The sequence below is a fragment of the Brachybacterium sp. SW0106-09 genome, assembly GCF_001293905.1.
GTDB classification, from domain to species: Bacteria; Actinomycetota; Actinomycetes; order Actinomycetales; family Dermabacteraceae; genus Brachybacterium; species Brachybacterium conglomeratum.
Map to the genome: position 1 here is coordinate 42730 of NZ_BCAK01000019.1, position 25482 is coordinate 68211.

The 25482-nt window shown below is 73.1% G+C and carries 27 protein-coding genes; 10 read left to right on the forward strand and 17 right to left on the reverse strand.

Translation table 11 applies throughout. The annotated features are described in order from the left end of the window. Positions 1 to 9 precede the first annotated feature (9 nt). Together Y09_RS09740 and Y09_RS09745 are read right to left on the reverse strand one after the other, a co-directional pair. Complete coding sequence (locus tag Y09_RS09740) at positions 10 to 924, reverse strand: hypothetical protein (RefSeq protein WP_053917532.1); 915 nt, start codon at positions 922 to 924, stop codon at positions 10 to 12. A gap of 89 nt (positions 925 to 1013) precedes the next feature. Next, positions 1014 to 1640 carry a GNAT family N-acetyltransferase gene (locus Y09_RS09745; protein WP_053917533.1) on the reverse strand — a complete coding sequence of 209 codons (627 nt, stop codon included), beginning with the start codon at positions 1638 to 1640 and terminating at the stop codon, positions 1014 to 1016. Positions 1641 to 1814: 174 nt separating this feature from the next. Here Y09_RS09745 and Y09_RS09750 point away from each other — a divergent pair, with 174 nt between their 5' ends. From Y09_RS09750 to Y09_RS09770, 5 genes are all read left to right on the forward strand, one after another. Next, positions 1815 to 2489 (forward strand): 5-formyltetrahydrofolate cyclo-ligase, encoded by a 675-nt coding sequence (locus Y09_RS09750; protein ID WP_234695690.1) that lies wholly within the window; start codon positions 1815 to 1817, stop codon positions 2487 to 2489. Between the two features lie 72 nt (positions 2490 to 2561). Then, on the forward strand, positions 2562 to 2897 hold the full coding sequence (locus Y09_RS09755; RefSeq protein ID WP_053917534.1) for an FmdB family zinc ribbon protein: 336 nt from the start codon (positions 2562 to 2564) through the stop codon (positions 2895 to 2897). A gap of 80 nt (positions 2898 to 2977) precedes the next feature. Continuing rightward, positions 2978 to 3610, forward strand: coding sequence for an SAF domain-containing protein (locus Y09_RS09760; protein ID WP_053917535.1), 633 nt, complete (start codon positions 2978 to 2980; stop codon positions 3608 to 3610). Positions 3611 to 3670: 60 nt separating this feature from the next. Further along, positions 3671 to 4093, forward strand: coding sequence for a large conductance mechanosensitive channel protein MscL (gene mscL / locus Y09_RS09765; RefSeq protein WP_053917536.1), 423 nt, complete (start codon positions 3671 to 3673; stop codon positions 4091 to 4093). A 269-nt stretch (positions 4094 to 4362) separates the two neighbouring features. Further along, positions 4363 to 5262: an A/G-specific adenine glycosylase gene (locus Y09_RS09770; protein ID WP_053917568.1), complete on the forward strand. Its 900-nt coding sequence runs from the start codon at positions 4363 to 4365 to the stop codon at positions 5260 to 5262. Between the two features lie 37 nt (positions 5263 to 5299). On the opposite strand, the gene Y09_RS09775 is transcribed toward Y09_RS09770, so the two are convergent. The 4 genes from Y09_RS09775 to Y09_RS09790 all read right to left on the reverse strand — a co-directional run bounded on the left by Y09_RS09775 (position 5300) and on the right by Y09_RS09790 (position 10028). Further along, positions 5300 to 5821: an amino-acid N-acetyltransferase gene (locus tag Y09_RS09775; RefSeq protein WP_053917537.1), complete on the reverse strand. Its 522-nt coding sequence runs from the start codon at positions 5819 to 5821 to the stop codon at positions 5300 to 5302. Then, positions 5818 to 6660 (reverse strand): DedA family protein, encoded by an 843-nt coding sequence (locus Y09_RS09780; protein ID WP_053917538.1) that lies wholly within the window; start codon positions 6658 to 6660, stop codon positions 5818 to 5820. The genes Y09_RS09775 and Y09_RS09780 overlap by 4 nt, the downstream gene beginning before the upstream one ends. A 171-nt stretch (positions 6661 to 6831) precedes the next feature. Beyond that, entirely contained in the window at positions 6832 to 9420 is a 2589-nt protein-coding gene (locus tag Y09_RS09785; protein WP_053917539.1) for an ATP-dependent Clp protease ATP-binding subunit, read from the reverse strand. Next, positions 9309 to 10028: an alpha-L-fucosidase gene (locus Y09_RS09790; protein WP_234695691.1), complete on the reverse strand. Its 720-nt coding sequence runs from the start codon at positions 10026 to 10028 to the stop codon at positions 9309 to 9311. The genes Y09_RS09785 and Y09_RS09790 overlap by 112 nt, the downstream gene beginning before the upstream one ends. A 191-nt stretch (positions 10029 to 10219) precedes the next feature. Between Y09_RS09790 and Y09_RS09795 the strand changes: the two genes are divergently transcribed. The 5 genes from Y09_RS09795 (at position 10220) to Y09_RS09815 (ending at position 16048) form a co-directional block, all read left to right on the forward strand. Next, positions 10220 to 11701: a malate:quinone oxidoreductase gene (locus Y09_RS09795; RefSeq protein ID WP_053917540.1), complete on the forward strand. Its 1482-nt coding sequence runs from the start codon at positions 10220 to 10222 to the stop codon at positions 11699 to 11701. 61 nt (positions 11702 to 11762) lie between these two features. Beyond that, complete coding sequence (locus Y09_RS09800) at positions 11763 to 12548, forward strand: (Fe-S)-binding protein (RefSeq protein ID WP_053917541.1); 786 nt, start codon at positions 11763 to 11765, stop codon at positions 12546 to 12548. A gap of 52 nt (positions 12549 to 12600) precedes the next feature. Then, on the forward strand, positions 12601 to 14238 hold the full coding sequence (locus Y09_RS09805; protein ID WP_053917542.1) for a lactate utilization protein B: 1638 nt from the start codon (positions 12601 to 12603) through the stop codon (positions 14236 to 14238). Next, entirely contained in the window at positions 14235 to 15068 is an 834-nt protein-coding gene (locus Y09_RS09810; protein ID WP_053917543.1) for an LUD domain-containing protein, read from the forward strand. The genes Y09_RS09805 and Y09_RS09810 overlap by 4 nt, the downstream gene beginning before the upstream one ends. Beyond that, on the forward strand, positions 15065 to 16048 hold the full coding sequence (locus tag Y09_RS09815) for an aldose 1-epimerase family protein (RefSeq protein WP_082358744.1): 984 nt from the start codon (positions 15065 to 15067) through the stop codon (positions 16046 to 16048). Before Y09_RS09810 ends, Y09_RS09815 begins: the two co-directional genes overlap by 4 nt. Before the next feature lie 154 nt (positions 16049 to 16202). On the opposite strand, the gene Y09_RS09820 is transcribed toward Y09_RS09815, so the two are convergent. The 11 genes from Y09_RS09820 to folE all read right to left on the reverse strand — a co-directional run bounded on the left by Y09_RS09820 (position 16203) and on the right by folE (position 25482). Continuing rightward, positions 16203 to 16535: an Lsr2 family protein gene (locus Y09_RS09820; RefSeq protein ID WP_053917544.1), complete on the reverse strand. Its 333-nt coding sequence runs from the start codon at positions 16533 to 16535 to the stop codon at positions 16203 to 16205. A 152-nt stretch (positions 16536 to 16687) separates the two neighbouring features. Further along, positions 16688 to 16861: a hypothetical protein gene (locus Y09_RS17675; RefSeq protein WP_010551049.1), complete on the reverse strand. Its 174-nt coding sequence runs from the start codon at positions 16859 to 16861 to the stop codon at positions 16688 to 16690. A gap of 1 nt (position 16862) precedes the next feature. Continuing rightward, on the reverse strand, positions 16863 to 18371 hold the full coding sequence (gene lysS / locus Y09_RS09825; protein WP_053917545.1) for a lysine--tRNA ligase: 1509 nt from the start codon (positions 18369 to 18371) through the stop codon (positions 16863 to 16865). A 43-nt stretch (positions 18372 to 18414) separates the two neighbouring features. After that, a complete protein-coding gene (panC, locus tag Y09_RS09830; protein ID WP_053917546.1) occupies positions 18415 to 19269 on the reverse strand; it encodes a pantoate--beta-alanine ligase in 855 nt (284 codons plus the stop codon). Positions 19270 to 19283: 14 nt separating this feature from the next. Beyond that, the gene (locus Y09_RS09835; protein ID WP_010551046.1) at positions 19284 to 20186 is read right to left on the reverse strand and encodes a Rossmann-like and DUF2520 domain-containing protein; all 903 of its coding nucleotides are present in this window, start codon (positions 20184 to 20186) and stop codon (positions 19284 to 19286) included. Further along, positions 20183 to 21868 carry a PH domain-containing protein gene (locus Y09_RS09840; RefSeq protein WP_053917547.1) on the reverse strand — a complete coding sequence of 562 codons (1686 nt, stop codon included), beginning with the start codon at positions 21866 to 21868 and terminating at the stop codon, positions 20183 to 20185. The genes Y09_RS09835 and Y09_RS09840 overlap by 4 nt, the downstream gene beginning before the upstream one ends. After that, positions 21865 to 22437 (reverse strand): PH domain-containing protein, encoded by a 573-nt coding sequence (locus Y09_RS09845; RefSeq protein WP_053917548.1) that lies wholly within the window; start codon positions 22435 to 22437, stop codon positions 21865 to 21867. Before Y09_RS09845 ends, Y09_RS09840 begins: the two co-directional genes overlap by 4 nt. Before the next feature lie 151 nt (positions 22438 to 22588). Continuing rightward, entirely contained in the window at positions 22589 to 23095 is a 507-nt protein-coding gene (locus Y09_RS09850; RefSeq protein WP_053917549.1) for a DUF3180 domain-containing protein, read from the reverse strand. Next, complete coding sequence (folK, locus tag Y09_RS09855; RefSeq protein ID WP_053917550.1) at positions 23092 to 24057, reverse strand: 2-amino-4-hydroxy-6-hydroxymethyldihydropteridine diphosphokinase; 966 nt, start codon at positions 24055 to 24057, stop codon at positions 23092 to 23094. Before folK ends, Y09_RS09850 begins: the two co-directional genes overlap by 4 nt. Continuing rightward, positions 24054 to 24911: a dihydropteroate synthase gene (folP, locus tag Y09_RS09860; RefSeq protein WP_053917551.1), complete on the reverse strand. Its 858-nt coding sequence runs from the start codon at positions 24909 to 24911 to the stop codon at positions 24054 to 24056. The genes folK and folP overlap by 4 nt, the downstream gene beginning before the upstream one ends. Before the next feature lie 4 nt (positions 24912 to 24915). Further along, positions 24916 to 25482 (reverse strand): GTP cyclohydrolase I FolE, encoded by a 567-nt coding sequence (folE, locus tag Y09_RS09865; RefSeq protein WP_053917552.1) that lies wholly within the window; start codon positions 25480 to 25482, stop codon positions 24916 to 24918.

The window sequence follows — 25482 nt, forward strand, 5'->3', positions numbered from 1 at the left end:
GGGTCCGCCTCAGGCGCGGCGGCGGGCGAGGATCTCGTCGAGGTGGAGGTCCTGGGCGGGGGCGAAGCTCTCCTCGACCGCCTCCGCCTCCTCGACGTGGGCGCGCTCCAGCGGCACGGACTCCGGGAGCATGCTGCGGCGGTGGGCGGCGTGACGGCTGGCGAGGTCGTCGACCTCGCCGCGCAGGGCGTAGGTGGGCCGCGGCACCGGGCGGGGCGTCCACTCCCCCGGCCGCGTGACCTGCTCGGCCGCGCGCTCCGAGGCGGTCTCGAGCACGGACGCGGAGGCGGTCTCGGCCTCCGCGGACGCGGCGGGGTGCTGCGCGGCGGAGACGGCCGACGGGGCGGACAGCTCACGCCCGGCGCTCGCTGGCGCCTGCTCGGCGCGTCGACGCGCGGTCTCGGCCTCGGCCCGCTCCTGACGGGCGCGGGTCGCGGCGCGGGTGAGGCGGGCCCGACGCTCCAGCTCGGCACGGCGCAGCCCCACCAGGAACACGCCGAGCACGACCGCGCCGAGGACCGGCGGCCACCAGGGCAGCACGTTCGCGACCGCGCCGACGACCAGCGCGGCGGTGAGGACGATCAGCCCGATCAGCACCCCGCGCATGAGACGGCGCGAGCGTCCGCGCTCCTCGCCGAGGTCGACGCGGGTGCCGGGGTCGGTGTCGAAGCGGGGCCGACGGGTCGGATCGGCGGGACGCATGAGCAGGCGGTCCTGGGGCATGGGGGTGGTCACCTCGGCAGACGAGCGGCGGGCGTGGACGGCCTCGGAGAGATCCCGGGCCTGGGGCGTCATCCCGGCCTCGTCCGCGGCGCGCGCGCGGCCCATCACCTCGCGACGGGCGGCGGTGCGCGGCAGCGCGTACACCAGCCACAGCAGCAGCAGGCCGCCGAAGAGGACGGCACCGAGATTGATCGACTCCACACCGCCACAGTAATGACACCGATGTGATTCGCCTGGTCACGGAACGGGCGTGTCGGCGAGCAATTCCGTGCGCCGTGCCACCGCGGGGCTCAGCCGGTCGGTGCGGGGCTCGGATGCTCGCGCTGCAGGCGGCGCAGGACCCCGTAGCCGGCGTGGTCGGTCGCGACCTCCTCGGCGGTCAGCGCGAAGACGAGGTGGTCGCGCCAGCCGCCGTCGACGTGGATCGCCGCGCGGCGCAGCCCCTCGGGGCGCAGGTTCAGCTTCTGGACCACGCGCAGGCTCGGCGCGTTCTCGGGCCGCACGGTCACCTCGACCCGGTGCAGGCCGAGCTCGGCGAAGAGGTGGTCGATCACCAGCGCCGCCGCGCGCGGCGCCAGTCCGCGGCCGGCCATTCCCCGGTCCACCCAGTAGCCGAGCACCGCCGAGCGCACCGCCCCGTACTGGATGGGACCCGCGGTGATCTGCCCGATCACCCGTCCGCCGACGACCATCGCGAGCGGGAGGGAGGTCCCGAGCCGCGCCTGCTCGTCGGCCCAGCGGCGCAGGGTGCGGAAGTCCGCGGGCCCGCGCTCGCTCAGCGGGTCCGTCGCGTCCCACGGCCGCAGCCAGTCGACGCTGCGGGCGCGCAGCCGCTCGAAGTCTCCGCGGTCGCGCCGTCGCAGCGGGCGCAGCGTCAGCTCCCCGTCGCGCAGGACCAGGGGCCACACGTGAACCATCGCGTCATCGTAGACGTCCCACGGACTCGCCTGCGCGTTCTCCCGCCGTGTGCGACTCTGGGCCGTGGACGCCCGGCCTCGGCCGATGCGCCGCAGCCCGGGGCCTCCCACCCCCGGGTCGGCGCGCCGGGCGGCGAGCCGGCGCCTGCGCAGGGGCAGAGCGCGCAGCAGGAGATGGAGGCACTCGTGGACGAGCAGCTCGTGGACAAGCAGTCGGAGAAGAAGGCGCTGCGCACGACGCTGCGCGCGGACCGGCGTGCCGTGTACGGCGAGGACCCCGGCCGGCGCTCCCGCGAGGCGGAGGCGATCCTCGCGCATGCCGCGGGGATCGTCGCGGACATCGAGGCGCTGGCCGCACGTCGCGAGGAGGCCGGGGACCCGGCCCCTCGCGTCGCCGCCTTCCATCCCACCCCGACGGAGGCCGACGTGATGCCGCTGGCCTCCGCCCTCGCCGCGCGGGGCGCGGAGCTCGTGTTCCCCGCCGCCGCCGGGCCGGAGCTCGAGTGGATCCGCTGGGACGGGGTCTCCGACTTCGCCGACTCCCCCGGGCGCGGCTTCGGGAAGGAGCCCCGGGGCGAGCGGCTCGGGCCCGATGCGCTCTCCGAGGCGGTGCTGGTGCTCGCCCCTGCGCTCTCCGTGGACCGCTCCGGCACCCGGATCGGGCACGGCGCCGGCTTCTACGACAGGGCGCTGACCACCCTTCCGGCCGAGGCGCGGGTGGTGGTCGTGATCCATCCGCACGAGCTGCTCGCGGCCGGGACGCTCCCCCGCGAGGAGCACGACGTGCCGATCCGCGAGGTGCTGACGGCCGACGGGTTCGTCTCGCTGGTCACCTCCGATCCCGCCTGAGCGCCGCGTGGTCGTAGACTTCCTGCGGCCGCCCGTGCGCGGCCCGCACATCGACCATCCCGGAGGACCCGCGTGCCCACGTACGTCTATGCCTGCAAGAACTGCGGACATCGTTTCGAGCAGTACCAGAGCTTCAGCGAGGACTCGCTGACCACCTGCCCCGAGTGCGCGCAGGAGGCCCTGCGGAAGGTCTTCGACTCGGTGGGCATCGTCTTCAAGGGATCGGGCTTCTACTCGACGGACTCGGCGACCTCGGGCGCCTCCACGGTGGGCGGGGGCTCCTCCTCCGATGGGGCGGGCAGCTCCGCCTCGTCCTCGGAGGGATCGGCCGGCTCGTCCTCCGCCGGCTCGTCCTCGGGCGGTTCCTCGGCGGGCTCCGCCTCGCAGCCGGCCGCCGCGGCCTCCTGACCTCTCCTCCCCATCGCCCCGCCGTCCACTGCGGGGCGCGATCCCTCGCGCCGTCGCGGAGGCGGCCCTAGCGTCGGGGCATGCTCACTCGACTGCTCCCTCACCTGCCGACATGGCGCCGGGCCCTGCGCCGTCGGCGCCGCACCCTGGCCGTGCTCGTCGTGGCCGCCGCCGCGGTGCTGCTGGTGCCCTCGCTCGTGCCGGGCTCGGTGACGGGGACGGAGGTGGTGGTCGCCGCCGAGGACCTGCCGACCGGCACCGCCCTGGAGGCGGAGCAGATGCGCACCGTCGAGGTCGCGAGCTCGCTGGTGCCCTCCGGTGCCGCGACCGCGGTGGAGGACCTCGTGGGCGAGCGCCTCGCCGCCCCGGTCGCCGAGGGCGGCCCGATCCTCTCCGGGGATCTCCTCGCCACCGGCGAGGACTCCCTCCCCGAGGGGACGGCGCTGCTGGCCGTCCCCGTGCCGGACGTGCTGCTGCCGCATCTTCGATCGGGGACGCGGATCGAGCTGCTGATGAGCGATCCCGTGGACGGGTCCGCGACCCGCATCCCCGCGGAGATCCGTTCCCTCTCCGCCGCCGCGACGAGCCCGGGAGCGCTCAGCACAGGGACCGATACCGGTGTCCAGGCGCTTGTCCTCGTGGACCGGCAGCGGTCCGGAGAAGCCGCTCACGCTCTCGGTACGTCGAACGTCACGGTGTCCGTGATCCGCTAGAGTCCGAGCGGGCCGTGACTTCGGTTCTCCCTCATCCCCCATCTTGAGAAGGAACTCCCCATGAAGGGCTTCAAGGACTTCGTCATGCAGGGCAACGTCATCGACCTCGCGGTCGGTGTCGTGATCGGCGGCGCGTTCACCGCGCTGGTCACCGCCTTCGTCGACAACCTCATCAACCCGGTCGTCGCCGCCGCGGGCGGCGCGGACAGCGTCGAGGGCTTCGGCTTCAAGATCTTCGAGAACAATGAGGCGACCTTCATCAACTTCGGTGCGGTGATCTCCGCGGTCATCACCTTCCTGATCACCGCAGCCGTCGTCTACTTCGTCTTCGTGCTGCCGATGACCAAGGCCCGCGAGGCGGCCAACCGTCGCAAGGGCGTCGAGGAGGAGGTCGAGGCGGCTCCCGAGGACATCGTGCTCCTCTCCGAGATCCGCGACCTGCTCAAGACCCAGAACCCCCAGGGCGGCAACCCCCAGGTCTGATCCACCCCGGCGCGGCATCGCCCGCGCACCCCACGACGGGGGCGGCACCGTGCGGTGCCGCCCCCGTCGCCGTTCCCGGGGTGGACGTCGTTCCCCGGGCGGGCCCCGCGCGCGAGACCGGTGCCCGCCCCGGCGCCGGGGCGGGATGCGATACCGTCCCCCGGGTGACCCGCTCCCCCACCGCCCCGAAGGGCACGACCCGCCCCGGGGCGCCCGCCGTCCCGGGCACGGAGGACGAGGCCGCTGCGGCCGGTCCGGACCTCGAGGCGATGATCGAGGCGACGATCGCCTGGTACGAGGAGACCGCCCGCGACCTCCCCTGGCGCTCTCCCGACGCGACGCCCTGGGGGATCCTCGTCTCCGAGGTGATGCTGCAGCAGACCCCCGTGGTGCGGGTGCTGCCGCGCTGGCTGGAGTGGATGCAGCGCTGGCCCGAACCGGCCGACCTCGCCGACGCCCCGACCTCCGAGGTGCTGCGCGCCTGGGATCGGCTCGGCTATCCGCGCCGCGCGCTGCGCCTGCAGGAGTGCGCGCGCGAGATCGTGAGCGCGCACGGGGGCGTGGTCCCCCGCGGCGAGGAGCGGCTGCGATCGCTGCCCGGGATCGGCGAGTACACCGCCGCCGCGGTCACCGCCTTCGCCCACCACGACCGCGCCGTGGTCGTGGACACGAACATCCGGCGCGTCCTCGCCCGCGCCGTCCGCGGCAGGGCGCTGCCGGACCGCTCCTACTCCGCCGCCGAACGGACGCTCGCCACGCACACGCTGCCCGCGGAGCGTGAGCGGTCGGTGGCGTGGAACCAGGCCGTGATGGAGCTCGGCGCGCTGGTGTGCACTGCGCGGACGCCCCGCTGCGCCCAGTGCCCCCTCGCGAGGGTCGGCTGCGCGTGGGTCGCCGCGGGCCGCCCCGAGCCCGAGGAGGACACGCGACGCCGTCAGCCCTTCGAGGGGACGGACCGGCAGATGCGCGGGCGGATCATGGCGCTGCTGCGCGAGCAGGGCGCGGCCGGTCCTGCGATGCTCGCAGCGCTGGATCCCGAGGATCCGGTGCGGGTGGAGCGCTGCGTGCGCTCCCTGCTGGCCGACGGGCTCGCAGCGGTGGCGGAGGAGGCGGGAGGGGCCGCCGCGGCGGGCGACGCCGGCGCGCTCCCCGGCCTGCGTCTGCCCTGAGGCACCGCGCAAGCCCTGAAGCACGGCGCCGACGGGCTCAGGCGCTCCGGTCGAGCTGCTTGATCATGCGGGTGTTGCCCAGGGTGTTGGGCTTGACCCGGGCGAGGTCCAGGAACTCCGCGATCCCCTCGTCCGGGGAGCGCAGCAGCTGGCTGTAGATCTCCGGGTCGACCGTCTCGGCCATCTCCTCGAAGCCGTGCCGTGCGAAGAACTCGACCTCGAAGGTCAGGCAGAACACGCGCTCGAGGCCGAGCTGCACGGCCCGGTCCAGCAGCGCCTCGAGCATCCGGTGGCCGAGGCCCGTGCCGCGCACCGTGTCGGACACGGCGAGGGTGCGCACCTCCGCGAGGTCCTCCCACATCACGTGCAGGGCGCCGCACCCCACCACCGTGCCGTCCTCGTCGACCGCGACGAGGAACTCCTGGACGGCCTCGTAGTAGGAGACGAGGTCCTTGCCCAGCAGGATCCCAGTGTGGGTCATCGGCTCGACGATCGCGTTGATGGCGCGCACGTCGGCCGGGAGCGCGGGACGGATCTGTGCGCCGGTGCCTGAGGTCATGCGGGGCTGTCCTCTCCGTGGACGGTGGTGGCGGCGTCGGCCTCGGCGTCCGCGCCGGGGCCGGCGCCGACGGCGGAACCGGCGCCGACGGCGGAACCGGTGCCGACGGCGGAACCGGTGCCGACGCCTGTGCCGGTCTCGACGGCGGAGCCGGCCTCTGCGTCGGCCTCGGCATCGCGACGCTCGGCATCGCGGCGCTCGGCGCGACGGTCGAGCCAGCGGTGCACGGCCGCGATGATCCGCTCGACCACCAGTGCCATCACGATCGCGGCGACGAGCGCCACGGTGATCGCGAGCAGGTGGTTGTTCTCGAACCAGGCGCCGGCGACCGCGCCGATCGCGCAGGAGTACACCGCCCACACGAAGGTGGACAGCAGCGAGCGGGGCCAGAACAGGCGGTGCGGGTAGTGCACGGCGCCCGCGACGAGGTTCACGGCGGTGCGGCCGAAGGGGATGTAGCGGGCCGTCATGAGGAAGACCAGGGCCCGCTTGCGCAGCCCGTTCTCCGCGGCCTCGACCGCGCGTCGACCCTTGCCCCCGCGCAGGAAGCGGAAGCGCTCCCAGCCGATCTTGTTGCCCAGGAGATAGCCGAGGTTGTCCCCGGTGAAGGCGCCGGCCCAGGCCGCCAGCCCGATCAGGATGATCGAGGGTCTTCCGGAGCTCGACCACAGCGAGGACAGGGACACGATCGTCGACTCGCTGGGGACGGTCGGGAAGAAGCCGTCCAGGGCGGCGAAGGCGTAGACGACGAGGTGGACCCACCAGGCCTCGCCGATCTGGAGGATCCAGTCCTCCAGGACGCCGGTCAGCGAGAGGAGACGATCGAGCAGCTCTCCCATGGGTCCTTCCGGTCAGGGGTCCCGCGGCCCCGTGGGGGCCGCTGCGCTCCGGGACGTGATCCCGTGGCCGGTGATCCCGGTCCGGGAGTGCTCCGCGCTCCGGCGAGCGACCGGAGGCGGGATCGGTCACGGCCCGGCTCCCGCGGACGGGGGCCGGGCCGTGGCCCGAGCTCAGGAGGTGCTGGCCTCCGCGCTGTCGGGCGTGCTGTCGGCGCCGTCCGCGCCGTCCGCGTGGGTGACGTCCTCGGCGCGAGCCTGCGTCATCGACTCCACGTCGACCACATCGGAGATCGGCTCGAGGGAGCCGTCCTCGCCGCGGCGGGCGAAGGTGAGATCGCCCAGCAGGCCCTCACCCTCGGCGTCGACCACGATCTGGTCGCCTACTTGGACCTGGCCGAACAGGATCCGCTCGGAGAGGGAGTCCTCGATGTCGCGCTGGATGGTGCGGCGCAGCGGCCGCGCGCCCAGCACGGGGTCGTAGCCCTTCTCGGCCAGCAGATCCTTCGCTGGCTGCGTGAGCTCGAGCGTCATGTCGCGGTCCTGCAGGCGACGCGAGAGCTTCGCGACCTCGAGATCGACGATCTGGATGATCTCGGTCCTGGACAGCTGCGGGAAGACCACCACGTCGTCGACGCGGTTGAGGAACTCGGGCTTGAAGTGCTGCTTGAGCTCCTCGTGGACCTTCGACTTCATCCGCTCGTAGTCGGTGGAGAGGTCGCCGCCCGCGGTGAAGCCCATGGAGACGCCCTTGGCGATGTCCCGGGTGCCGAGGTTGGTGGTCATGATGATGATGGTGTTCTTGAAGTCCACCACGCGGCCCTGCGAGTCGGTCAGGCGGCCGTCCTCCAGGATCTGCAGCAGCGAGTTGAAGATGTCCACGTGGGCCTTCTCCACCTCGTCGAACAGCACGACGGAGAACGGCTTGCGGCGCACCTTCTCGGTGAGCTGGCCGCCCTCGTCGTAGCCGACGTAGCCGGGGGGCGAGCCGAACAGGCGCGAGGCGGTGTGCTTCTCGCCGAACTCCGACATGTCCAGCTGGATGAGCGCTTCCTCGTCGCCGAAGAGGAACTCGGCCAGGGCCTTGGCCAGCTCCGTCTTGCCGACGCCGGTGGGCCCGGCGAAGATGAACGAGCCGCCGGGGCGCTTGGGATCCTTCAGGCCCGCACGGGTGCGGCGGATCGCCCGGGAGATGGCCTTGATGGCCTCGTCCTGCCCGATGACGCGCTTGTGCAGCTCGTCCTCCATGTTCAGCAGGCGCGAGGACTCCTCCTCGGTGAGCTTCACGATCGGGATGCCGGTGGAGGCGGCGAGGACCTCGGCGATGACCTCCTCGGAGACGGTGGTCACCGCGTCGGACTCGCCGTGGCGCCAGGCCTTCTCCTTCTCCTCCCGCTCGGACTTGAGCTTCTGCTCCTCGTCGCGGAGGTTCGCGGCGAGCTCGAAGTCCTGCCCGTCGATCGCCTCCTCCTTCTTCTTCCGCGCCTCCTCGATGCGGGAGTCGAACTCCTTGAGCTCCGGCGGCGCGGTCAGGCGGCGGATGCGCAGCCGGGCACCGGCCTCGTCGATCAGGTCGATCGCCTTGTCCGGCAGGAAGCGGTCGTTGACGTAGCGGTCGGCGAGGTTCGCCGCGGCGACGAGGGCGGAGTCGGTGATGGTCACCTTGTGGTGCGCCTCGTAGCGGTCGCGCAGGCCCTTGAGGATCTCGACGGTGTGCGCGACCGAGGGCTCGTCGACCTGGATCGGCTGGAAGCGGCGCTCGAGCGCGGCGTCCTTCTCGATGTGCTTGCGGTACTCCTCGAGGGTGGTCGCACCGATGGTCTGCAGCTCGCCGCGGGCCAGCATGGGCTTGAGGATGCTGGCGGCGTCGATCGCGCCCTCGGCGGCACCGGCCCCGACCAGGGTGTGGATCTCGTCGATGAACAGGATGATGTCGCCGCGGGTGCGGATCTCCTTGAGCACCTTCTTCAGGCGCTCCTCGAAGTCGCCGCGGTAGCGGGAGCCCGCGACCAGGGAGCCGAGGTCGAGGGTGTAGAGCTGCTTGTCCTTGAGCGTCTCGGGGACGTCCCCGGCGACGATCGACTGGGCGAGGCCCTCCACGACGGCGCTCTTGCCGACGCCGGGCTCGCCGATCAGGACGGGGTTGTTCTTGGTGCGGCGGCTGAGCACCTGCATGACCCGCTCGGCCTCGCTCTCGCGCCCGATGACCGGGTCGAGCTTGCCGTCGCGGGCGGCCTGGGTGAGGTTGCGGCCGAACTGGTCCAGCACGAGCGAGCCCGAGGGCTGACCCTCGGCGGGGCCGCCGGCGTTGGCCGGCTCCTTGCCCTGGTAGCCGGAGAGGCGCTCGATGACCTCCTGGCGCACGGCCGACGGCTCGGCCTTGAGGCGGGAGAGCACCTTGACGGCGGTGCCCTCGCCCTCGCGCAGCAGGCCGAGCAGGATGTGCTCGGTGCCGATGTAGTTGTGGCCGAGCTGGAGCGCCTCGCGCAGGCTCAGCTCGAGCACCTTCTTGGCGCGCGGGGTGAAGGGGATGTGGCCCGAGGGGGTCTGGTTGCCCTCGCCGATGATGTCCCGGACCTGCTCGCGCACGGCGTCGAGCGTCACGCCGAGGGCCTCGAGCGCCTTCGCGCCGACGCCCTCGTTCTCGTGGATCAGGCCCAGCAGGATGTGCTCGGTGCCGATGTAGTTGTGGTTGAGCAGGCGGGCCTCGTCCTGCGCCAGGACGACGACGCGACGCGCCCGGTCGGTGAACCGTTCGAACATGGTCCTCCCCCATTCGGTGGTGGTGATGGATCGAGAGTACGCGGATCGGGCGGGGATTCCCCGTGTGTTCGCCGCTGGCGTGACGTCTGTTCGCCCGAGGCGATCAGAGGCTCGGCGGCGCCGTCGAACCACAGCTCGTAAAGCTCGCCGTAGTCCGTGCACAGCTCTCGCAGCTGGGCGAGGTAGAGCGCGTCGTAGGCGACGGGATCCTCGTACTCGGGCGCGTGGCGGTCCCACGGGGAGAGGTAGAGGCCGAGCCCCAGACCGTGGCGCCGACAGGCGGCCGCGACCTCGGCGACGAGGTCGCCGTCCCCGCCGCGCCACGGGGAGGAGGAGACGGAGTAGTCGGTCGTCGACGTCGGCCACAGGCAGAACCCGTCGTGGTGCTTCGCGGTGAGCACCACGTAGCGCGCGCCGAGCTCCGCGGCCAGCACAACCCATTCCTCGGCATCGAGGTCCGAGGGGTCGAAGATCTCCGGCGGCAGGCTCCCGTCGCTCCACTCCCGGCCCGCGAAGGTGTTGACCCCGACGTGGAAGAAGGCCCCGAGCCCGTCGCGCTGCCAGGCGAGCTGGGCGGGGGTCGGGGCGAGAGGCGGCATCGTCGGCATGCGCCCATCCCATCACGACGACGCCGACCGCGGGCCCAGGAGCCACCGCACCCTGCGGAGGGCGATAGTCTGACGGGCGAGATCGCCCGGAGGGTGGCCGCGGCCGACGCCGTCATCCCCCGAAGCGGCACCCGAGCCTCGCCCCGTGCGGCGCCCGCACCGGAGCGAGGAAGCATTTCGAACGGAGAGACATGGCAGACCTGGACGTGACCCGCGCGGATGCGGTGCTGATCGGCGGCGGCATCGCCAGCGCGACCCTCGCCGCGATGCTCACCGAGCTCGAGCCGGACTGGGACATCGTGGTCCTCGAGCGCCTGGACTCCCTCGGCGCGGAGTCCAGCGACGCATGGAACAACGCCGGGACCGGGCACAGCGCGCTGTGCGAGCTGAACTACACCCCGCAGGACGTGGACGGCTCAGTCAGCCCCGCCAAGGCCATCGCGATCAACGAGCAGTTCCAGGTCTCTCGCCAGTTCTGGACCCACCTCGTGGAGAACGACCGGATCGGCGACCCCTCCCGCTTCATCCACACCGTCCCGCACATGAGCTTCGTGCACGGGATGGAGAACGCGGACTACCTGCGACGCCGCCACGAGGCGCTCGTCGCCAACCCGCTCTTCGACCGCATGGAGTTCACCACCGAGCACGCCCGGCTCGCCGAGTGGGCGCCGCTGGTCTCCGAGGGACGCCCGGTCACCGAGACCATCGCCGCGACCTGGTCGCCCGACGGCACCGACGTCGACTTCGGGGCCCTGACCCGGGAGATGCTCGACTTCGCCTCCCGCGCCGGGACCACCGTCGCCACCGGCTCCGAGGTCGTGGACCTGCGCCGCATGGGCAACGACTGGGGCGTCATGGTGCGCAGCACGGCCGAAGACTCCCTGCGCGTGGTGCGTGCGCCGTTCGTGTTCGTCGGCGCGGGCGGCTACGCCCTGCCGCTGCTGCAGAAGTCCGGGATCGAGGAGATCCGCGGCTTCGGCGGCTTCCCGATCTCGGGCCAGTGGCTGCGCTGCACCGACCCGGCCGTCATCGCGCGGCACGACGCGAAGGTGTACGGCAAGGCCGCCGTCGGCGCCCCGCCGATGAGCGTCCCGCACCTGGACACCCGGCACGTCGGCGGGAAGCGCTCGCTGATGTTCGGCCCGTACGCGGGCTGGTCGCCGAAGTTCCTCAAGTCCGGCTCCTACACGGACCTCTTCAAGTCGATCAAGCCCTCGAACCTCACCCAGATGATGGCGGTCGCGCCGCCGAACCTCGACCTCATGGTCTACCTCGGCTCGCAGCTCGCCGCGACCACCCACAAGCGCTTCGAGGCCCTGCTGGAGTACATGCCGGACGCCGACATGTCCGACTGGGAGGAGGTCACCGCCGGGCAGCGCGTCCAGGTGATCGCCCCCGACAGGAAGAAGCACGGCGTGCTGCAGTTCGGCACCCAGCTGATCACCGCGGCCGACGGGTCGATCGGCGGCATGCTCGGCGCCTCCCCCGGCGCGTCGACCGCGACGAGCATCATGCTCACGATTCTCGAGAAGATGTTCCCCCAGCGCATCGAGGCGTGGCGACCCGCGCTGCAGCAGATGGTCCCCAGCTGGGGCACCCACCTCTCGGAGGACGCGGAGCTCGCGCACCGCACCCTCGAGCGGACCGCCGCCGCCCTCGACCTCGCCCACTGAGAGCCACCCGGCCTCGCCCACTGCGCGTCGACGACGACGCCTCGCCGCTCCAGGAGAGCTCATGCGGATCTCACTGATGACCACCTGTCTGGTGGACGTGATGGCCCCGGACGTCGCCCGGGCCACCGTCACCCTCTTGGAGCGGCTGGGCCACGAGGTGGTGTTCGACAGGCGGCAGACCTGCTGCGGCCAGATGCACACCAACTCCGGCTACTACACCGAGGCCGCGCCGATCGTGCGCTCCTTCGTGGACACCTTCGAGCCGGCGCTCGATCGGGTCGACGCGATCGTGATGCCCTCGGGCTCCTGCACCGGCTGCGTCCGCGACCAGCACACGCTGGTCGCCCGGCACGAGAGCGACACGGCGCTCGAGGAGCGCGCCGCCGCGGTCGCCGCGAGGACCTACGAGCTCTCCGAGCTGCTGGTGGACGTGCTGAAGGTGACCGACGTGGGCGCGTTCTTCCCCCATTCGGTCACCTACCACCCCACCTGCCACTCGATGCGCTTCCTGAAGGTGGGGCCGCGCCCGCTGAAGCTGCTGCGCGCGGTCGAGGGCATCGAGGTGAAGAACCTGCCCGAGTCCGACACCTGCTGCGGCTTCGGCGGCACCTTCTCGGTGAAGAACGACGCCACCAGCGACGCGATGGTCACCGACAAGGCCGCGAACGTCGTCGCCTCCGGTGCGGAGTTCGTGGTCGCGGGCGATGCCTCGTGCCTGATGAACATCGGCGGGAAGCTGCACCGCACCGGGGCGGCACCGCGGTCGGTGCATCTCGCGCAGATCCTCGCCTCGACGAAGGAGGACCCCTTCGTCCCGTCGGAGACCATCCTCGGGAGGGCGTCATGAATATCTGGACCGGTCGACGAACTGCGAGGAACGAGCGGGAGGAGATGGTCGCATGAGCACCGTCCAGCTGGGCATGCCGACCGTCCGCCCCCAGCACGCCTCGCCCGTCTCGACCCTGCGGGGCGAGCGCGGGTTCCCGGAGGCGGCGCGGGAGGCGCTGGGCGATGCGACCCTGCGCGCAAACATGCGCCACGCGACCTCGACGATCCAGGCCAAGCGCGCCGGGGCGGTGCGCGAGGTGCGCGACTGGCAGAAGCTCCGCAGCGCCGGCAGCGCCCTGAAGTGGCAGGTCACCGATCATCTCCCGGAGCTGCTCGAGCAGCTCGAGGAATCGGTGACAGCCGCCGGGGGCGTCGTGCACTGGGCCCGCGATGCCGAGGAGGCCTCCGAGATCGTCACCCGCCTCGCCCTCGAGCGCGGCGCCCGGGAGGTGCTGAAGGTCAAGTCGATGGCGACCCAGGAGATCGGCCTGAACGAGGCGCTCGCACATGCGGGCATCCGGGCGATCGAGTCCGATCTCGCGGAGCTCATCGTCCAGCTCGCGGACGACACCCCCTCCCACATCCTGGTCCCCGCGATCCACCGCAACCGCGCGGAGATCCGCGAGATCTTCCTGGCGGCGATGCCGGATCTCGATCCGTCCATCACCGACGACCCGGCCGAGCTCGCGGAGGCGGCGCGCCGCTTCCTGCGCGAGAAGTTCCTGGACATGCCCGGCTCGGTCGCGATCTGCGGGGCGAACTTCGCGGTCGCCGAGACGGGCACGCTGGTGGTCGTGGAGTCCGAGGGCAACGGGAGGATGTGCCTGACCCTGCCGCGGACCCTGATCTCCGTGGTCGGGATCGAGAAGATCGTCCCCACCTTCCAGGACCTCGAGGTGTTCCTGCAGCTGCTGCCCCGCTCCTCGACCGGAGAGCGGATGAACCCGTACACCACCCTGTTCACGGGCGTGCACGAGGGCGACGGCCCCGAGGAGTTCCATCTGGTGCTGCTGGACAACGGGCGATCGTCGGTGCTGGAGGACCCCGAGGGGCGCAGCGCCCTGCACTGCATCCGCTGCTCGGCCTGCCTGAACGTGTGCCCGGTCTATGCGCGCACGGGCGGCCACGCCTACGGCTCGACCTATCCCGGCCCGATCGGCGCGATCCTCTCCCCGCAGATGACGGGCATGAGCGGCACCGGCAACCCGAACTCGACCCTCCCTTACGCCTCGAGCCTGTGCGGCGCCTGCTACGACGTGTGCCCGGTGAAGATCGACATCCCCGAGATCCTCGTGCACCTGCGTGCGAAGGACGTGGACCGGCGCCGCGAGGCGCGCGGCGAGTTCCACGGCAGCTGGGACCTAGCGCTGAAGGGCGCGAGCCGCCTGATGTCCTCCCCTCGCGCCTACGACCTCGCCGTCCGCTCGGCGAAGCCGCTGTCCTCGCTGCTGCCCGGCGCGAACATCGGACGGCTGCCGGGGATGCTGCCGATCATCCCGGGCTGGACCGACCACCGTGACCTGCCCAGCCCCCCGCAGTCCTTCCGGTCCTGGTGGGCCGAGCGCGAGAAGGAGCGCGTCGCTCGGGGCCCGGAGGGACCGTCGGCCGGCGGTCCCGGCGAGAACGGCCGCGCGCGGCCGGCCGACGGGCCCGCCCCGGACGGCGACGCCTCGGCCGCCGGCGCCCTTGACGGGGAGGAGCAGCCGTGAACGACTGGACCGACGCCCGCCCCGCCCGCACGCCGGGGATGAGCGCGAAGGAGGAGATCCTCGCGCGCGTGCGCACCGCGCTCGCGGCCCCGCGCCGCGATGCGGTGACGGAGGCGGAGGACGTGCCCCGCGACTACCAGCGCTCCGGTGACAGGCAGGAGCTCGGCACCGCCCCGGAGAAGGTGCGCGACGTGCTCGTCCAGCGGCTCGAGGACTACACCGCGGTGGTGCACCGCACGACGCCGTCGGAGCTGTCGGCCGCGATCGCCGCGGCGCTCGGCGACGCCGCCTCGGCGGTGGTCCCCGCCGGTCTGCCGCCCGAGTGGAGGCCGCCGTCGGGCGTCGCGGTCACCGTCGACGACGGCACCGCCTCGCCCCGCGAGCTCGACGGGATCGACGCCGTGCTCACCGGCTGCCACACCGCCATCGCGCTGACCGGCACGATCGTGCTGCGGGGCGACGAACTCGGCGGCCGGCGCGCGATCTCGCTGGTCCCGGACCGGCACGTCGTGGTCGTCGAGGCCGAGCAGGTCGTGCTCGGGGTGCCGCGCGGCATCGAGCGCATGGCCGAGGATCCCCGTGCCGCGTGGACGATGATCTCCGGGCCGAGCGCGACCAGCGACATCGAGCTCGACCGTGTCGAGGGCGTCCACGGACCGCGCCGTCTCGAGGTCGTGCTCGTCGAGCCCGAGCCGACGCCGACACCCGAGCCCGAGCCGACACCCGAGCTGTCGCCCGCGCCCGCACCGGAGCCCGGCCCCGACGCCCCCGCCCGCCCTCCGGCCGACAGCGGCCCCACCACCCCCACCTCCCAGGAGAGCAGCCGATGACCATTCCCCTCACGCCCGCCGACCTCGGCGCCCCCGCAGACGCTCCCGGGGACGCGGGCCGTGCCGCCCGCGATCGCGGCGACCTGCTGGTCCTCGTCGCCGGGGACTACCGCGCCGAGATCTCCACCGTCGGCGCGACGCTCGAGTCCCTCACCGTCGGCGGTCGGGATCTCGTGCTCCGCAGCCCCGAGGAGGGGCCGATGCTGTTCTACCGGGGCGCGATCGTGGCGCCCTGGCCGAACCGGATCGGGGACGGCACCTACGTGTGGGACGGCGAGGAGCTGCGCACCCCGCTCAGCGAGCCCGAGCGCGGCAACGCCCTCCACGGGCTCGTCTCCTTCCAGTCCTTCACCCCCGCGTCGGTGGACGACGACGAGGCGGTGCTGCGCACCGAGCTGTTCCCCACCCCCGGCTACCCCTTCCACCTGCTGCTCACGGTCCGGTACTCCCTCTCCGCCGAGGCCGGGCTGACCACCACGGTCACCGCCCGGAATCTCGGCCGACGCGACGCCCCCTACGGGGTGTGCCCGCATCCCTATCTCGTCGCCGGCCCCGAGCCGCTGGACGAGTGGTCGCTGCAGGTCGCGGCGGGCACGGTGCTGACCGTGACCGAGGACCGGCTGCTGCCCACCGGCACCGCGCCGGTACCGCCCGGCGATCCCTTCGACTTCTCCGCTCCGCGCGTGCTCGGCGACCTGTTCATCGACCACGCCTTCACCGACCTCGGCCGGGACGCGGAGGGGCGCCTGGATGTCGCCGTCACCGCTCCCGGGGGCACCGGGGTGGAGCTCACCGCCGGTCCCGAGTGCCCGTGGCTCCAGATCCACACCGGGGACCGCCCGGAGCCGGAGCACCACCGCCGCGGCCTCGCGGTCGAGCCGATGACCTGCCCGCCGGACGCCTTCCGCAGCGGCACCGACGTGGTGCGCCTGGCCCCGGGCGACGAGCACGCCGCCTCCTGGAGCATCCGCGGCTGGTGACCGGCTGATCGGCGCGGCCGGCCCGACGGCGGGCGGGGGACGCCGCGCCGGCGCGCCGCACGAAGCGCGGCCCAGGACAGGACGAGGGCCCGTGACCGTCATGGTCGCGGGCCCTCGTCGAAGGCGTCGGCGGCTCACGGCCGCCGGGCGGGGATCACTCCCCGTGGGCCTCCTCGTACGCCTTGCGGATCGCGCCGGAGATCCGGCCGCGATCGGGGACCTCGTAGCCCGCCTCACGCGCCCACTCGCGGATGCGCGAGGAGTCGTTCGAGCTCGCACGGGAGCCGGAGGCGGTGCCGCGGGTGCGACGACCCCCGACGCGGCGCGCCTTGCCGACCCACCCGCTCAGCTCCTCGCGGAGCTTCTCCGCGTTCTCGGCCGTCAGGTCGATCTCGTAGCCGACGCCGTCCAGGGCGAAGCTCACCGTCTCCTCGGCCTTGTCACCGTTGATGTCATCGATGAGCTCCACGTAGGTCTTCCGTGCCATAGGGGTTCTCCCTCGCTGGTGGTTTCCGGACTTCATCATGAACACATGGGGTGTTCACGATATCGCCCAGTATCCATTACGAGGCCGGTCATTTCAATCTGATTACGGGGCGTGTGGACGAAGGGGTATTCCTCGTCACTCGCGCCGCCGTCTCAGGGATCTTTCCGGGGCTGCTTCCGCTCGAGCAGCTCCTGCTCCGCCTGGCGCTCGGCCTCCCGCTCGCGGCGGTCGGCCCGCAGCAGCGAGCGGATCACGAACCAGAACAGCAGCCCCACGCCGATCGAGGGCAGCAGCGCACCGGCCTCGAACCAGAACCCGGAGTCCATCTCAGGCCCCCGGCTTCACGAGCGGGAACAGGATCGTCTCGCGGATGCCGAGCCCCGTCAGGGCCATGAGCAGGCGGTCCACGCCCATGCCCATGCCTCCCGTCGGCGGCAGCGCGTACTCCATCGCCTCGAGGAAGTCCTCGTCCAGGCGCATCGCCTCGTCGTCGCCCTGGGCGGCGAGCTCCGCCTGCTGGGCGAAGCGCTCGCGCTGGATGACGGGATCGACCAGCTCGGAGTAGCCGGTGGCGAGCTCGAAGCCGCGCACGTACAGGTCCCACTTCTCGACCACGCCGGGCGTGCTGCGATGGGCGCGCACCAGCGGGCTGGTCTCCACCGGGAAGTCGCGCACGAAGGTCGGCTCGTGCAGGTGGTCGCCCACGCGATGCTCGAAGAGCTCCTCGACGAGCTTGCCGTGGCCGTACTTCGGGTGGTCGAGGTCCAGCTCGAGCGAGCGGGCGATCTCCCGCAGGCGCGCCGGGGTGGTCTCGGGGGTGATCTCCTCGCCGAGGGATTCGGAGAGCGAGCCGTAGACGGTGATCTTCGCCCATTCCCCGGAGAAGTCGTATTCGGTGCCGTCGGCGAGGGTGACGACCTGGGAGCCGGTGGCGGCCTCGGCGGCCTCCTGGATCAGCGACTGCGTGAGCTCGCCGATCGAGTCGTAATCCCCGTAGGCCTGGTAGGACTCGAGCATCGCGAACTCGGGCGAATGCGTGGAATCGGCGCCCTCGTTCCGGAAATTGCGGTTGATCTCGTAGACCTTCTCGAGCCCGCCCACCGCGGCGCGCTTGAGGAAGAGCTCCGGCGCGATCCGCAGGTACAGGTCCAGGTCGAAGGCGTTCATGTGGGTGACGAACGGCCGTGCCGCCGCACCCGAGGGGATCACCTGCAGCATCGGGGTCTCGACCTCGACGAACTCCCGGCCGCGGAAGGACTCGCGCAGGGAGTGCATGACCTCGGAGCGCAGGCGCACCGCGTCCCGCGCCTCCTGGCGCACGATCAGGTCGACGTAGCGGCGGCGCACCCGCGACTCCTCGGAGAGGTCCGCGTGGAGCACCGGGAGGGGGCGCACCGCCTTCGCGGCCATCTGCCAGGAGTCGGCGAAGATGCTCAGCTCGCCGCGACGGGACGCACCGACCCGGCCGTGGAAGAAGACGTGGTCGCCGAGATCGACGTCGGCTTTGAGATCGGCGAGGCGCTCCTCGCCGATCACGGCCTGCGAGGCCATGATCTGCAGACGCTCCCCGGCGCCGTCCTGGAGGGTGACGAAGGCGAGCTTGCCCGTGTTGCGCTGGAAGACGACGCGACCGGAGACGCCGACCTCGTCGTCCGTCTCCACGCCGGCCTCGAGGTGGCCGTACTCCGCGCGGACCTCGGCGATCGTGGCGGTCACGGGGACGGAGACGGGATAGGGCTCCTCCCCGCGCGCCAGCAGGCGCTCCCGCTTGGACCGTCGGACCGCGATCTGGTCGGAGCTGTCGGTCACCTCGGAGGCAGGGGGGTTCTCGCTCATGGCTGCGATTGTCTCATCACCGCGCGCGTGACGGCCTCAGGGATCAGGGTGCTGTCGCCACCGCCACAGCGGCGTCCAGCAGCCGGGTGCCCTCGACGCGTCCGGCGAGCACGACGAGCACCTCGCCGCGGTGGTCGGGGCCGGCGGGCTCGAGGGTCGCGGGGTCCAGGGCGAGCGCGTAGTCCCAGTCGATCTCCGCCCGCTCCCGCGCGGCCTCCAGCGCGTCCTGGATGCCGGAGAGGGAGGGGGCGGCCGCGAGCGCCGCGGCGATCGTGCGGGACAGGGCCAGGGCCTGCTCCTTCCCGGCCGCGGAGAGATAGGCGTTGCGGCTGGAGCGGGCGAGGCCCGTCTCCTCCCGCTGGATCTCCACGGGCTCGATCCGCACGGGCAGGTCGAGGTCGGCGACCAGGCGCTGGATGATCGCGAGCTGCTGGGCGTCCTTGCGCCCGAACACGCTCAGGTGCGGATCCGTCAGGCGCAGCAGCTTCGCGACGACGGTGACCACGCCGTCGAAATGGCCGGGCCGGGCGGCGCCCTCGAGGACCGTGCCGGCGCGTCCCGCGCTCACCGAGACCGTCGGCGGCATGACGGGGTACATCTCCTCCACGCCCGGGGCGAAGACGAGGTCGACGAGCCCGTCGACGAGGGCGAGATCCGCCTCGAGGTCGCGGGGATAGGCCTCGTAGTCCTCCCCGGGACCGAACTGGAGGGGGTTGACGAAGTCGGTGAGGATCACGTGGTCGGCGAGCTCGCGGGCCCTCTCGACCAGGGCCAGGTGCCCGGCATGGAGGGAGCCCATGGTGAGCACCGCCGCGACCGTCCCGTCCATCGCGACGCGGTGCTCGCGCAGTGCGGACTTGGTGGTGACGAGCGTGGTGCGCGGGGTGCTCTCGGGCACGGCGGGGTCCTTCCTCAGCTCTCCTCCGGGGGCGGGGCCGCCTCCAGCAGCGCCCGGATCGTCTCCCGGTCGCCCTCGGGGAGTCTCGCACGCGCGAGCGCCGCGAGGGCGAGGGCGCGGTAGGTGTCGCTCACGTCGCCGGGCTCGAGCGGGGCGGCGGTCGCGTCGAGATCGGCGAGGGCGTCGAGGTGGGCGGCGACGGTGCCGGCGTCCCCGCGGACCACCGGTCCGGTCAGCGCCCCGCTCCCCCGCTGCAGCGACTCCTCGAGCGCCGCCTCGAGCAGCGGGCGGAGGTAGGCGCCGGGGTCCTCGATGCCGAGCCGGGCCAGCGCCCTGCGGGACTGGTCCACGAGGACCACGAGATGGTTCGCGGCGTGGGCGAGGGAGGCGTGGTAGAGCGGGCGGTCGCCCTCGGCGATGACGACGGCCTCGCCGCCCATCTCCACCACGAGCGCGGCGGCGACGGGCAGGAACTCCTCGGTGGCGGTGATCCCCATCGGGCATCCGACGAGCCGGCGCAGGTCCGTGCGGGTGCCGGTGAAGGTCATCGCCGGGTGGATCGCGAGGGTCGCGGCGCCGGCGCGGGCGAGCGGGGCGAGCACCTCGGTGCCGTAGCGGCCGGAGGTGTGGACGACGAGCTGCCCGCCGGGGGCGAGGCCGGTCGCGGCGATCCCGCTCGCGAGCGGTCCGAGCTGGTCGTCGGGCACGGCCAGGAGCAGCATCTCGCTGCGCTCGACGAGGGCGGGGACGTCCAGCAGCGGCACACCGGGCAGGAGCTCGGCGGCCCGCTCACGGGAGGCGTCGGAGACGGCGTAGGCGCCGGTGAGCGCGTGCCCCTCGGCGCGCAGCGCGGCGCCGAGGACGGCGCCGACGCGTCCGGCGCCGATCACACCGATGCCGAGGCGGGGCGGGGTCATCGGGTCTCCCGCCCGTCGGGGCGCGGGCCGGGGGCGGATGCGGCGGGCCGCTCCTGCTCGGGGGCGTTCCCGGGGGCGCTCGCGGGGTCACTGCCGGGCGCCGGCGCGGCGGTGCCGACGGGCGCGAGCGCGGGGCGGGGCCAGCTCTCCCGGTCCCGGTAGCGGCGCAGGGTGCGGGCATCGGCGGCGAGCACGGCGTGCACGGCGAGGGCGTCATCGCGGCGCAGGTTCTCCAGCAGGAGCGAGTCCCCGGCCCCTTCGACGTGGAGGTCCAGCACGCCGAGACGGCGGGCGAGTGGGCCGTCCTCGAGCCTCAGCTCCTGGATCCGCTCGCGGGGAACGATGCTGAGCTTGCGGGACACGAGGCCGCTGCGGTGCACGAGCGCACCCGGCAGCAGGATGCTCACCTCGGTGCGGCGGGCGATCCAGTACCAGCGCACCGGGGTGCGCAGCCCGGGCAGGTCGCGGGCGCGGGCGGTCAGCAGGTGCTCGAGGGTCGCGAGGTCGTCGTCGGTGCCCAGCGGCGCGCTGAGCCGGCCGAGGGTCTGCCGCAGCTCCTCGCGGGTGCCGACCGGGAGCACGCTGGTCGCGCCGTTCTCGTCGTCGTCATCGATCCCGGCCACGGTCGCGGAGACGGCGGTCCAGCCGGGGCCGCGCCACAGGAAGGGTCGGCGCAGGTCGAAGCGCTGGATGCGACCGGCGGCGATGTTGTCGGTGCGCGTGTTGGCCAGGCCCCGCCGCATCCGCAGCCCGCGCTCGCTGAAGCGGGAGACGAAGCCCCAGCCGGAGTCGATCCGGCCGAAGACGTACTTCGGCACCGCGATCGCGGTGGGTGCCAGGGCGACCAGGATCGCGATCGAGAAGCCCTCCTGCCACAGGGCGAGGAGCACCGCGACGACCACGCCGACGACGCTCATGACGATCCCGGTGAGGAATCCGAGGTCCCGCACGAGGGAGCGGACGAGCCGCTCGGTGGGGATCCTCGCGATGAGCTCGCCGTCGATCACCCCGTCGTACAGGACCTCCTCGAGACGACCGCCGTGCTCGCGCGCGGCGTCGCCGGAGTCCTGATGGTCCGCCGCGGCGGAGGAGCCCGCGGTCGGGCCGCCGGCGAGGGCTGCGCGGGCCTCCGCGCCCGTCCCGTCGGCCGGAGCGCCCTCGACGGGAACGGCGGAGGAGCTCGCGGCCGACGTCCCGGCCGCGACCTCGAGGATGCCCAGGCGCAGCTCCTCGGCGCGGGCGGAGGAGACGTACTCGATGTCGAGATACGACTCGCCGCCGCCGGCGACCTCGACGCGCACCTTCGCCAGTCCCAGCAGGCGGGCCAGCAGCGGGCGCTCGATCGAGACGGACTCGATGCGTGCCCGCGGCGCGTACTCGCGGGAGCGGCTGATCATGCCGCTGTGGACGGAGACGCCGTCCTCGTCCACCGCATAGGTGGTGAACCACCAGCTGAGGGCCGACAGGACGATCGCCACGAGGACGACGACGAGCAGGATGCCCAGTCCGATCAGCGCGCGACGGATCGTGAACTCGTTCGCCAGCTGGGCGATGTTCTGGGCGGTGAGCACCGCGATGATGCCCACGACGACCTTCCAGCCGGTCACCAGCGGCGTGATCGGATGCGTGCGGTGGCGGGGCGCTCCCGGGACGGGATCGGGATCGGGGCCGGGGGCGGTCACAGCGCCGCCATCAGCTCGACGCCGCGCGCGGTGAGCAGGGCGCGCAGGCGCTCGGCCTCGTCCTTCGGCAGGCCGGGCAGGGTGACGCCGGCGCCGTCATGGGCGGTGCTGAGCGTGAGCTTCGCGAGGCCGTAGCGGCGGTCCACCGGCCCCTCGTCGATCTTCACCGACTGCACGCGGCCGTAGGGGATCGTGTGCACGGAGCGGAACATGATCCCGAGGGCGACGGTGAGGTCCTCCTCCCCCTCGCGATAGCCGATCGCCCGCACCCGTCGCGGGGTGAGCGCGAGGCCCTGCACCACCAGCACCAGCGGCACGATGGCCGTCAGCCCCAGCCACCACCACCCGGTCAGGACCGCCGCGACGATCGCGCCGATGGTCAGCAGCACCCCGATCACGTAGCCGGGGATCCCCGCGAGATAGCGGGCCGGGACGAGCTTCGGCGAGACCGGCTGCAGCCCCTGTTCGCCCAGTCGCGCCCCGGCGGCGTCCGAGACCTCGGGCGGCAGGGCGTCGTGGGGCGTCGCCGTGGGGAGCGGCGGGCGGGCATCGGGCGCGGAGGAGGTCATGGGGACATCGTGTCATCCCGGGCCGGAGGCGCTGTGCGACGCTCGGCGCTGCCCGCCCCGCCGAAGGTCGGTCCTCGCCCGTGCCCCGCTCCGCCGACCGGCAGCTCGCAGGCCCGTCCTGCGGCGGGGTCGGAGGGCTCGGAGCGAGCGGTCAGGACCCGGCTTCCGCGCCTTCGGCGGAGCCGTCGCCGTCGGGCGGGAGCTTTCCCCATCGCTCCACGATCACCCCGAGCACACCCAGCACGATGCCGGAGACCGCGGCGGCGGCGGTCGGCAGGATCGCGCCGAGCAGGTCACCGGTGCCGGTGATCAGCAGGAACAGCGCCTGGCCAACGAAGATCCCGCCCATGATCGCGCCCGTGTAGGCGCAGGCCCGGGCCAGCAGGACCGTGCGATAGGCGGTGGGCAGGTCGATCTGGTGCCGGCGCGGCGCGTAGGAGGGCTTGTCGCGACGCTCCTCGCTCTCCTGGAGGTAGCGGCGCATCGGGAGGCCGTAGGCGAGCAGCACCGCGGCCAGGGCCAGCAGCACCAGGGTCGTCAGCCAGCCCGCGACCGGGAGGGAGTGGCCTCGGGCGGCGAGGGTCTCGAGCATCTGGGCCCCGAAGCCCGCACCGATCACGAGGATCAGCACGAGCACCGGGATGTTCAGGGGCCTCACGACTCCGCCGCTCCCTCCCCCGTCCGAGAGGCCGGGGCGTCGAAGCCCTCGAGGGCCGGGCCCGGGCGCAGGTCCTCGCGGTCCGCGGCGCGGGCGAGGAGCGCCTGGACCGGTCCGCGGCCGGGCAGCACGGCGGCGGGGTCCGCGGCATGCCAGGGGCCGAGCACGAAGGCGCGCTCGTGGGCGCGGGGGTGGGGCACGGTAAGGTCGGGGTCCTCGCTGCGCCAGTCGCCGTAGGCGATCACGTCGACGTCGAGGGTCCGCTCGCCCCAGCGCACCAGGCGCTGCCGTCCGGCGTCCCGCTCGGCGCGGTGGGCCAGGGCGAGGAGGTCGTGGGGGCCGAGCTCGGTGGTCACGCCGACCACGGCGTTGAGATAGGCGCCCTGGCCGTCCGGCCCGCCGACGGGGGCGGTCTCGAGCACGGGCGAGGTCCAGGCGATCTCGGTGCCCGAGTGGGAGGCGAGCACGTCGAGCGCCCCGCGCAGGTGCGTCTCGCGGTCGCCGAGGTTGCTGCCGAGCGCGAGCACGGCGGGGACGGGGCACGCGTCGCGCTCGATCGCGACGGCCACCCCGCCGACGGGCAGTCCGACCGGGGCAGCGGGCTTGTGCACACGCACGCCGACGCGGCGCACCAGCGGGTGCCCGATCTCCTCAAGGATCCTCGCGGCGATCCGCTCGGCCAGGGTCTCGACGAGGTCGTGGGGGCCGGCGCCGATCTCCTCGTGCACGGCCGTGACGACCTCGGCGTAGTTCACGGTGCGGGAGAGGACGTCGGTGCGGCCGGCCGCGGCGGTCGAGAGGTGCAGGACGACGTCGACCGCGAACTCCTGGCCGATCTCCTTCTCCGCGGCGAGGACGCCATGATGGCCCCAGGCGCGGATGCCGGTGACCTCGATGCGGTCCAGGCGTCCGATCGACGCCGTCGCGGAGCCGTGATGCGCGCTGCCATCGTGCGGGTTCATCGGCGCCTGCTCCGACGCAGCCGGTCCCCGACCCGCACCGCGGCGAGGTTGGAGGGGACCTCGTGGACGCGCACCGCCCAGGCGCCGTGCTCGGCGCTGTAAGCGCTGATCGCGGCGGTCGCCGCGTCGCGGTCCACGTCGAGGGCGCTGACGAAGCGCTTGCGCGAGGCGCCGATGAGGACGGGCAGGCCGTGGGAGGCGATCGCGTCCCAGTCCGCCAGCAGGTCCCAGTTCTGCTCCCCCGTCTTGGAGAAGCCGAGGCCGGGATCGGCGACGAGGAAGCGGTCCTCGATCCCGGCCTCGCGCAGCGTGCTGAGGCGGTCGCCGAGCTCGGCGGTGCTGTCGTGGGCGACGTCCTCGTACCGGGCGAGGTCGTTCATGACGTCGCTGTGGCCGCGCCAGTGCATCGCGATGAACACCGGCGGGGTGCCCAGACGCGTGCGCAGCTCGGCGACCTGCGCGCCCATCCGCACGTCGGCCTGGCCGGCGGAGACATCGTTGACGATGAGGGCCCCGGCCGCGATGCTCGCGCCGGCGACGGAGGCTCGCATGGTGTCCACGCTGAGCACGACGTCCTCGGCGGCGAGGGCCTCGACCACGGGGATCACCCGGCGCAGCTCCTCCTCCTCGGGGACGCGCGGGGCCCCGGGGCGGGTGGACTCCCCGCCGATGTCGATGATCGCGGCGCCCTCGGCGACCAGGCGGCGGCCGTGGGCGATCGCGTCGGGGGCGCTGTCGTGCTCCCCGCCGTCGGAGAAGGAGTCGGGGGTGACGTTCAGGACCCCCATGACGAGGGTGTCGTCCCCGCCGAGGCGGTCCGGCAGTCCCTCGGGTCGGCGCACGGGGATGGTCACGACCTCACCGTCCGTTGATCAGGGCCATGGCCTCGCCGCGGGTGCTCGGGTTGTCCCGGAGCATGCCGCGCACGGCACTGGTGATGGTGCGGGCCCCGGCCGCGCGCACGCCGCGCATCGACATGCACATGTGCTCCGCCTCGATCACGACGATGGCGCCGGCGGCGCCGAGCTCGTCCATCAGCGCATCGGCGATCTGGAAGGTGAGCCGCTCCTGCACCTGCGGGCGTCGGGCGTAGACGTGGACCAGGCGGGCGAGCTTGCTCAGCCCCGTGACGGCGCCGCCGCCGGGGATGTACCCCACGTGCGCCATCCCGTGGAAGGGCAGCAGATGGTGCTCGCACATCGAGTGGAAGGCGATGTCGCGCACGAGCACCAGCTCCTGGTGCTCGATGTCGAAGGTCGTCGACAGCGGCTCGTGCGCGTCCTGGTCCAGCCCCTCGAAGACCTCGGCGTACATCCGCGCCACCCGCGCGGGGGTGTCCAGGAGGCCGTCGCGGCCCGGGTCCTCGCCGATCCCGGCGAGGAGCTCCCTCACGGCCGCCTCGACCCGGGGCCGGTCCACCGCCAT

Coding starts and splice junctions, on each gene's coding strand:
- Y09_RS09745 (WP_053917533.1), bottom strand. CDS start 1,640: ATGGTTCACGTGTGGCCCCTGGTCCTGCGCGACGGGGAGCTGACGCTG.
- Y09_RS09750 (WP_234695690.1), top strand. CDS start 1,815: ATGGAGGCACTCGTGGACGAGCAGCTCGTGGACAAGCAGTCGGAGAAG.
- Y09_RS09760 (WP_053917535.1), top strand. CDS start 2,978: ATGCTCACTCGACTGCTCCCTCACCTGCCGACATGGCGCCGGGCCCTG.
- mscL (WP_053917536.1), top strand. CDS start 3,671: ATGAAGGGCTTCAAGGACTTCGTCATGCAGGGCAACGTCATCGACCTC.
- Y09_RS09770 (WP_053917568.1), top strand. CDS start 4,363: ATGATCGAGGCGACGATCGCCTGGTACGAGGAGACCGCCCGCGACCTC.
- Y09_RS09775 (WP_053917537.1), bottom strand. CDS start 5,821: ATGACCTCAGGCACCGGCGCACAGATCCGTCCCGCGCTCCCGGCCGAC.
- Y09_RS09780 (WP_053917538.1), bottom strand. CDS start 6,660: ATGGGAGAGCTGCTCGATCGTCTCCTCTCGCTGACCGGCGTCCTGGAG.
- Y09_RS09785 (WP_053917539.1), bottom strand. CDS start 9,420: ATGTTCGAACGGTTCACCGACCGGGCGCGTCGCGTCGTCGTCCTGGCG.
- Y09_RS09790 (WP_234695691.1), bottom strand. CDS start 10,028: ATGCCGACGATGCCGCCTCTCGCCCCGACCCCCGCCCAGCTCGCCTGG.
- Y09_RS09795 (WP_053917540.1), top strand. CDS start 10,220: ATGGCAGACCTGGACGTGACCCGCGCGGATGCGGTGCTGATCGGCGGC.
- Y09_RS09800 (WP_053917541.1), top strand. CDS start 11,763: ATGCGGATCTCACTGATGACCACCTGTCTGGTGGACGTGATGGCCCCG.
- Y09_RS09805 (WP_053917542.1), top strand. CDS start 12,601: ATGAGCACCGTCCAGCTGGGCATGCCGACCGTCCGCCCCCAGCACGCC.
- Y09_RS09815 (WP_082358744.1), top strand. CDS start 15,065: ATGACCATTCCCCTCACGCCCGCCGACCTCGGCGCCCCCGCAGACGCT.
- Y09_RS09820 (WP_053917544.1), bottom strand. CDS start 16,535: ATGGCACGGAAGACCTACGTGGAGCTCATCGATGACATCAACGGTGAC.
- Y09_RS17675 (WP_010551049.1), bottom strand. CDS start 16,861: ATGGACTCCGGGTTCTGGTTCGAGGCCGGTGCGCTGCTGCCCTCGATC.
- lysS (WP_053917545.1), bottom strand. CDS start 18,371: ATGAGCGAGAACCCCCCTGCCTCCGAGGTGACCGACAGCTCCGACCAG.
- Y09_RS09835 (WP_010551046.1), bottom strand. CDS start 20,186: ATGACCCCGCCCCGCCTCGGCATCGGTGTGATCGGCGCCGGACGCGTC.
- Y09_RS09845 (WP_053917548.1), bottom strand. CDS start 22,437: ATGACCTCCTCCGCGCCCGATGCCCGCCCGCCGCTCCCCACGGCGACG.
- folK (WP_053917550.1), bottom strand. CDS start 24,057: ATGAACCCGCACGATGGCAGCGCGCATCACGGCTCCGCGACGGCGTCG.
- folE (WP_053917552.1), bottom strand. CDS start 25,482: ATGGCGGTGGACCGGCCCCGGGTCGAGGCGGCCGTGAGGGAGCTCCTC.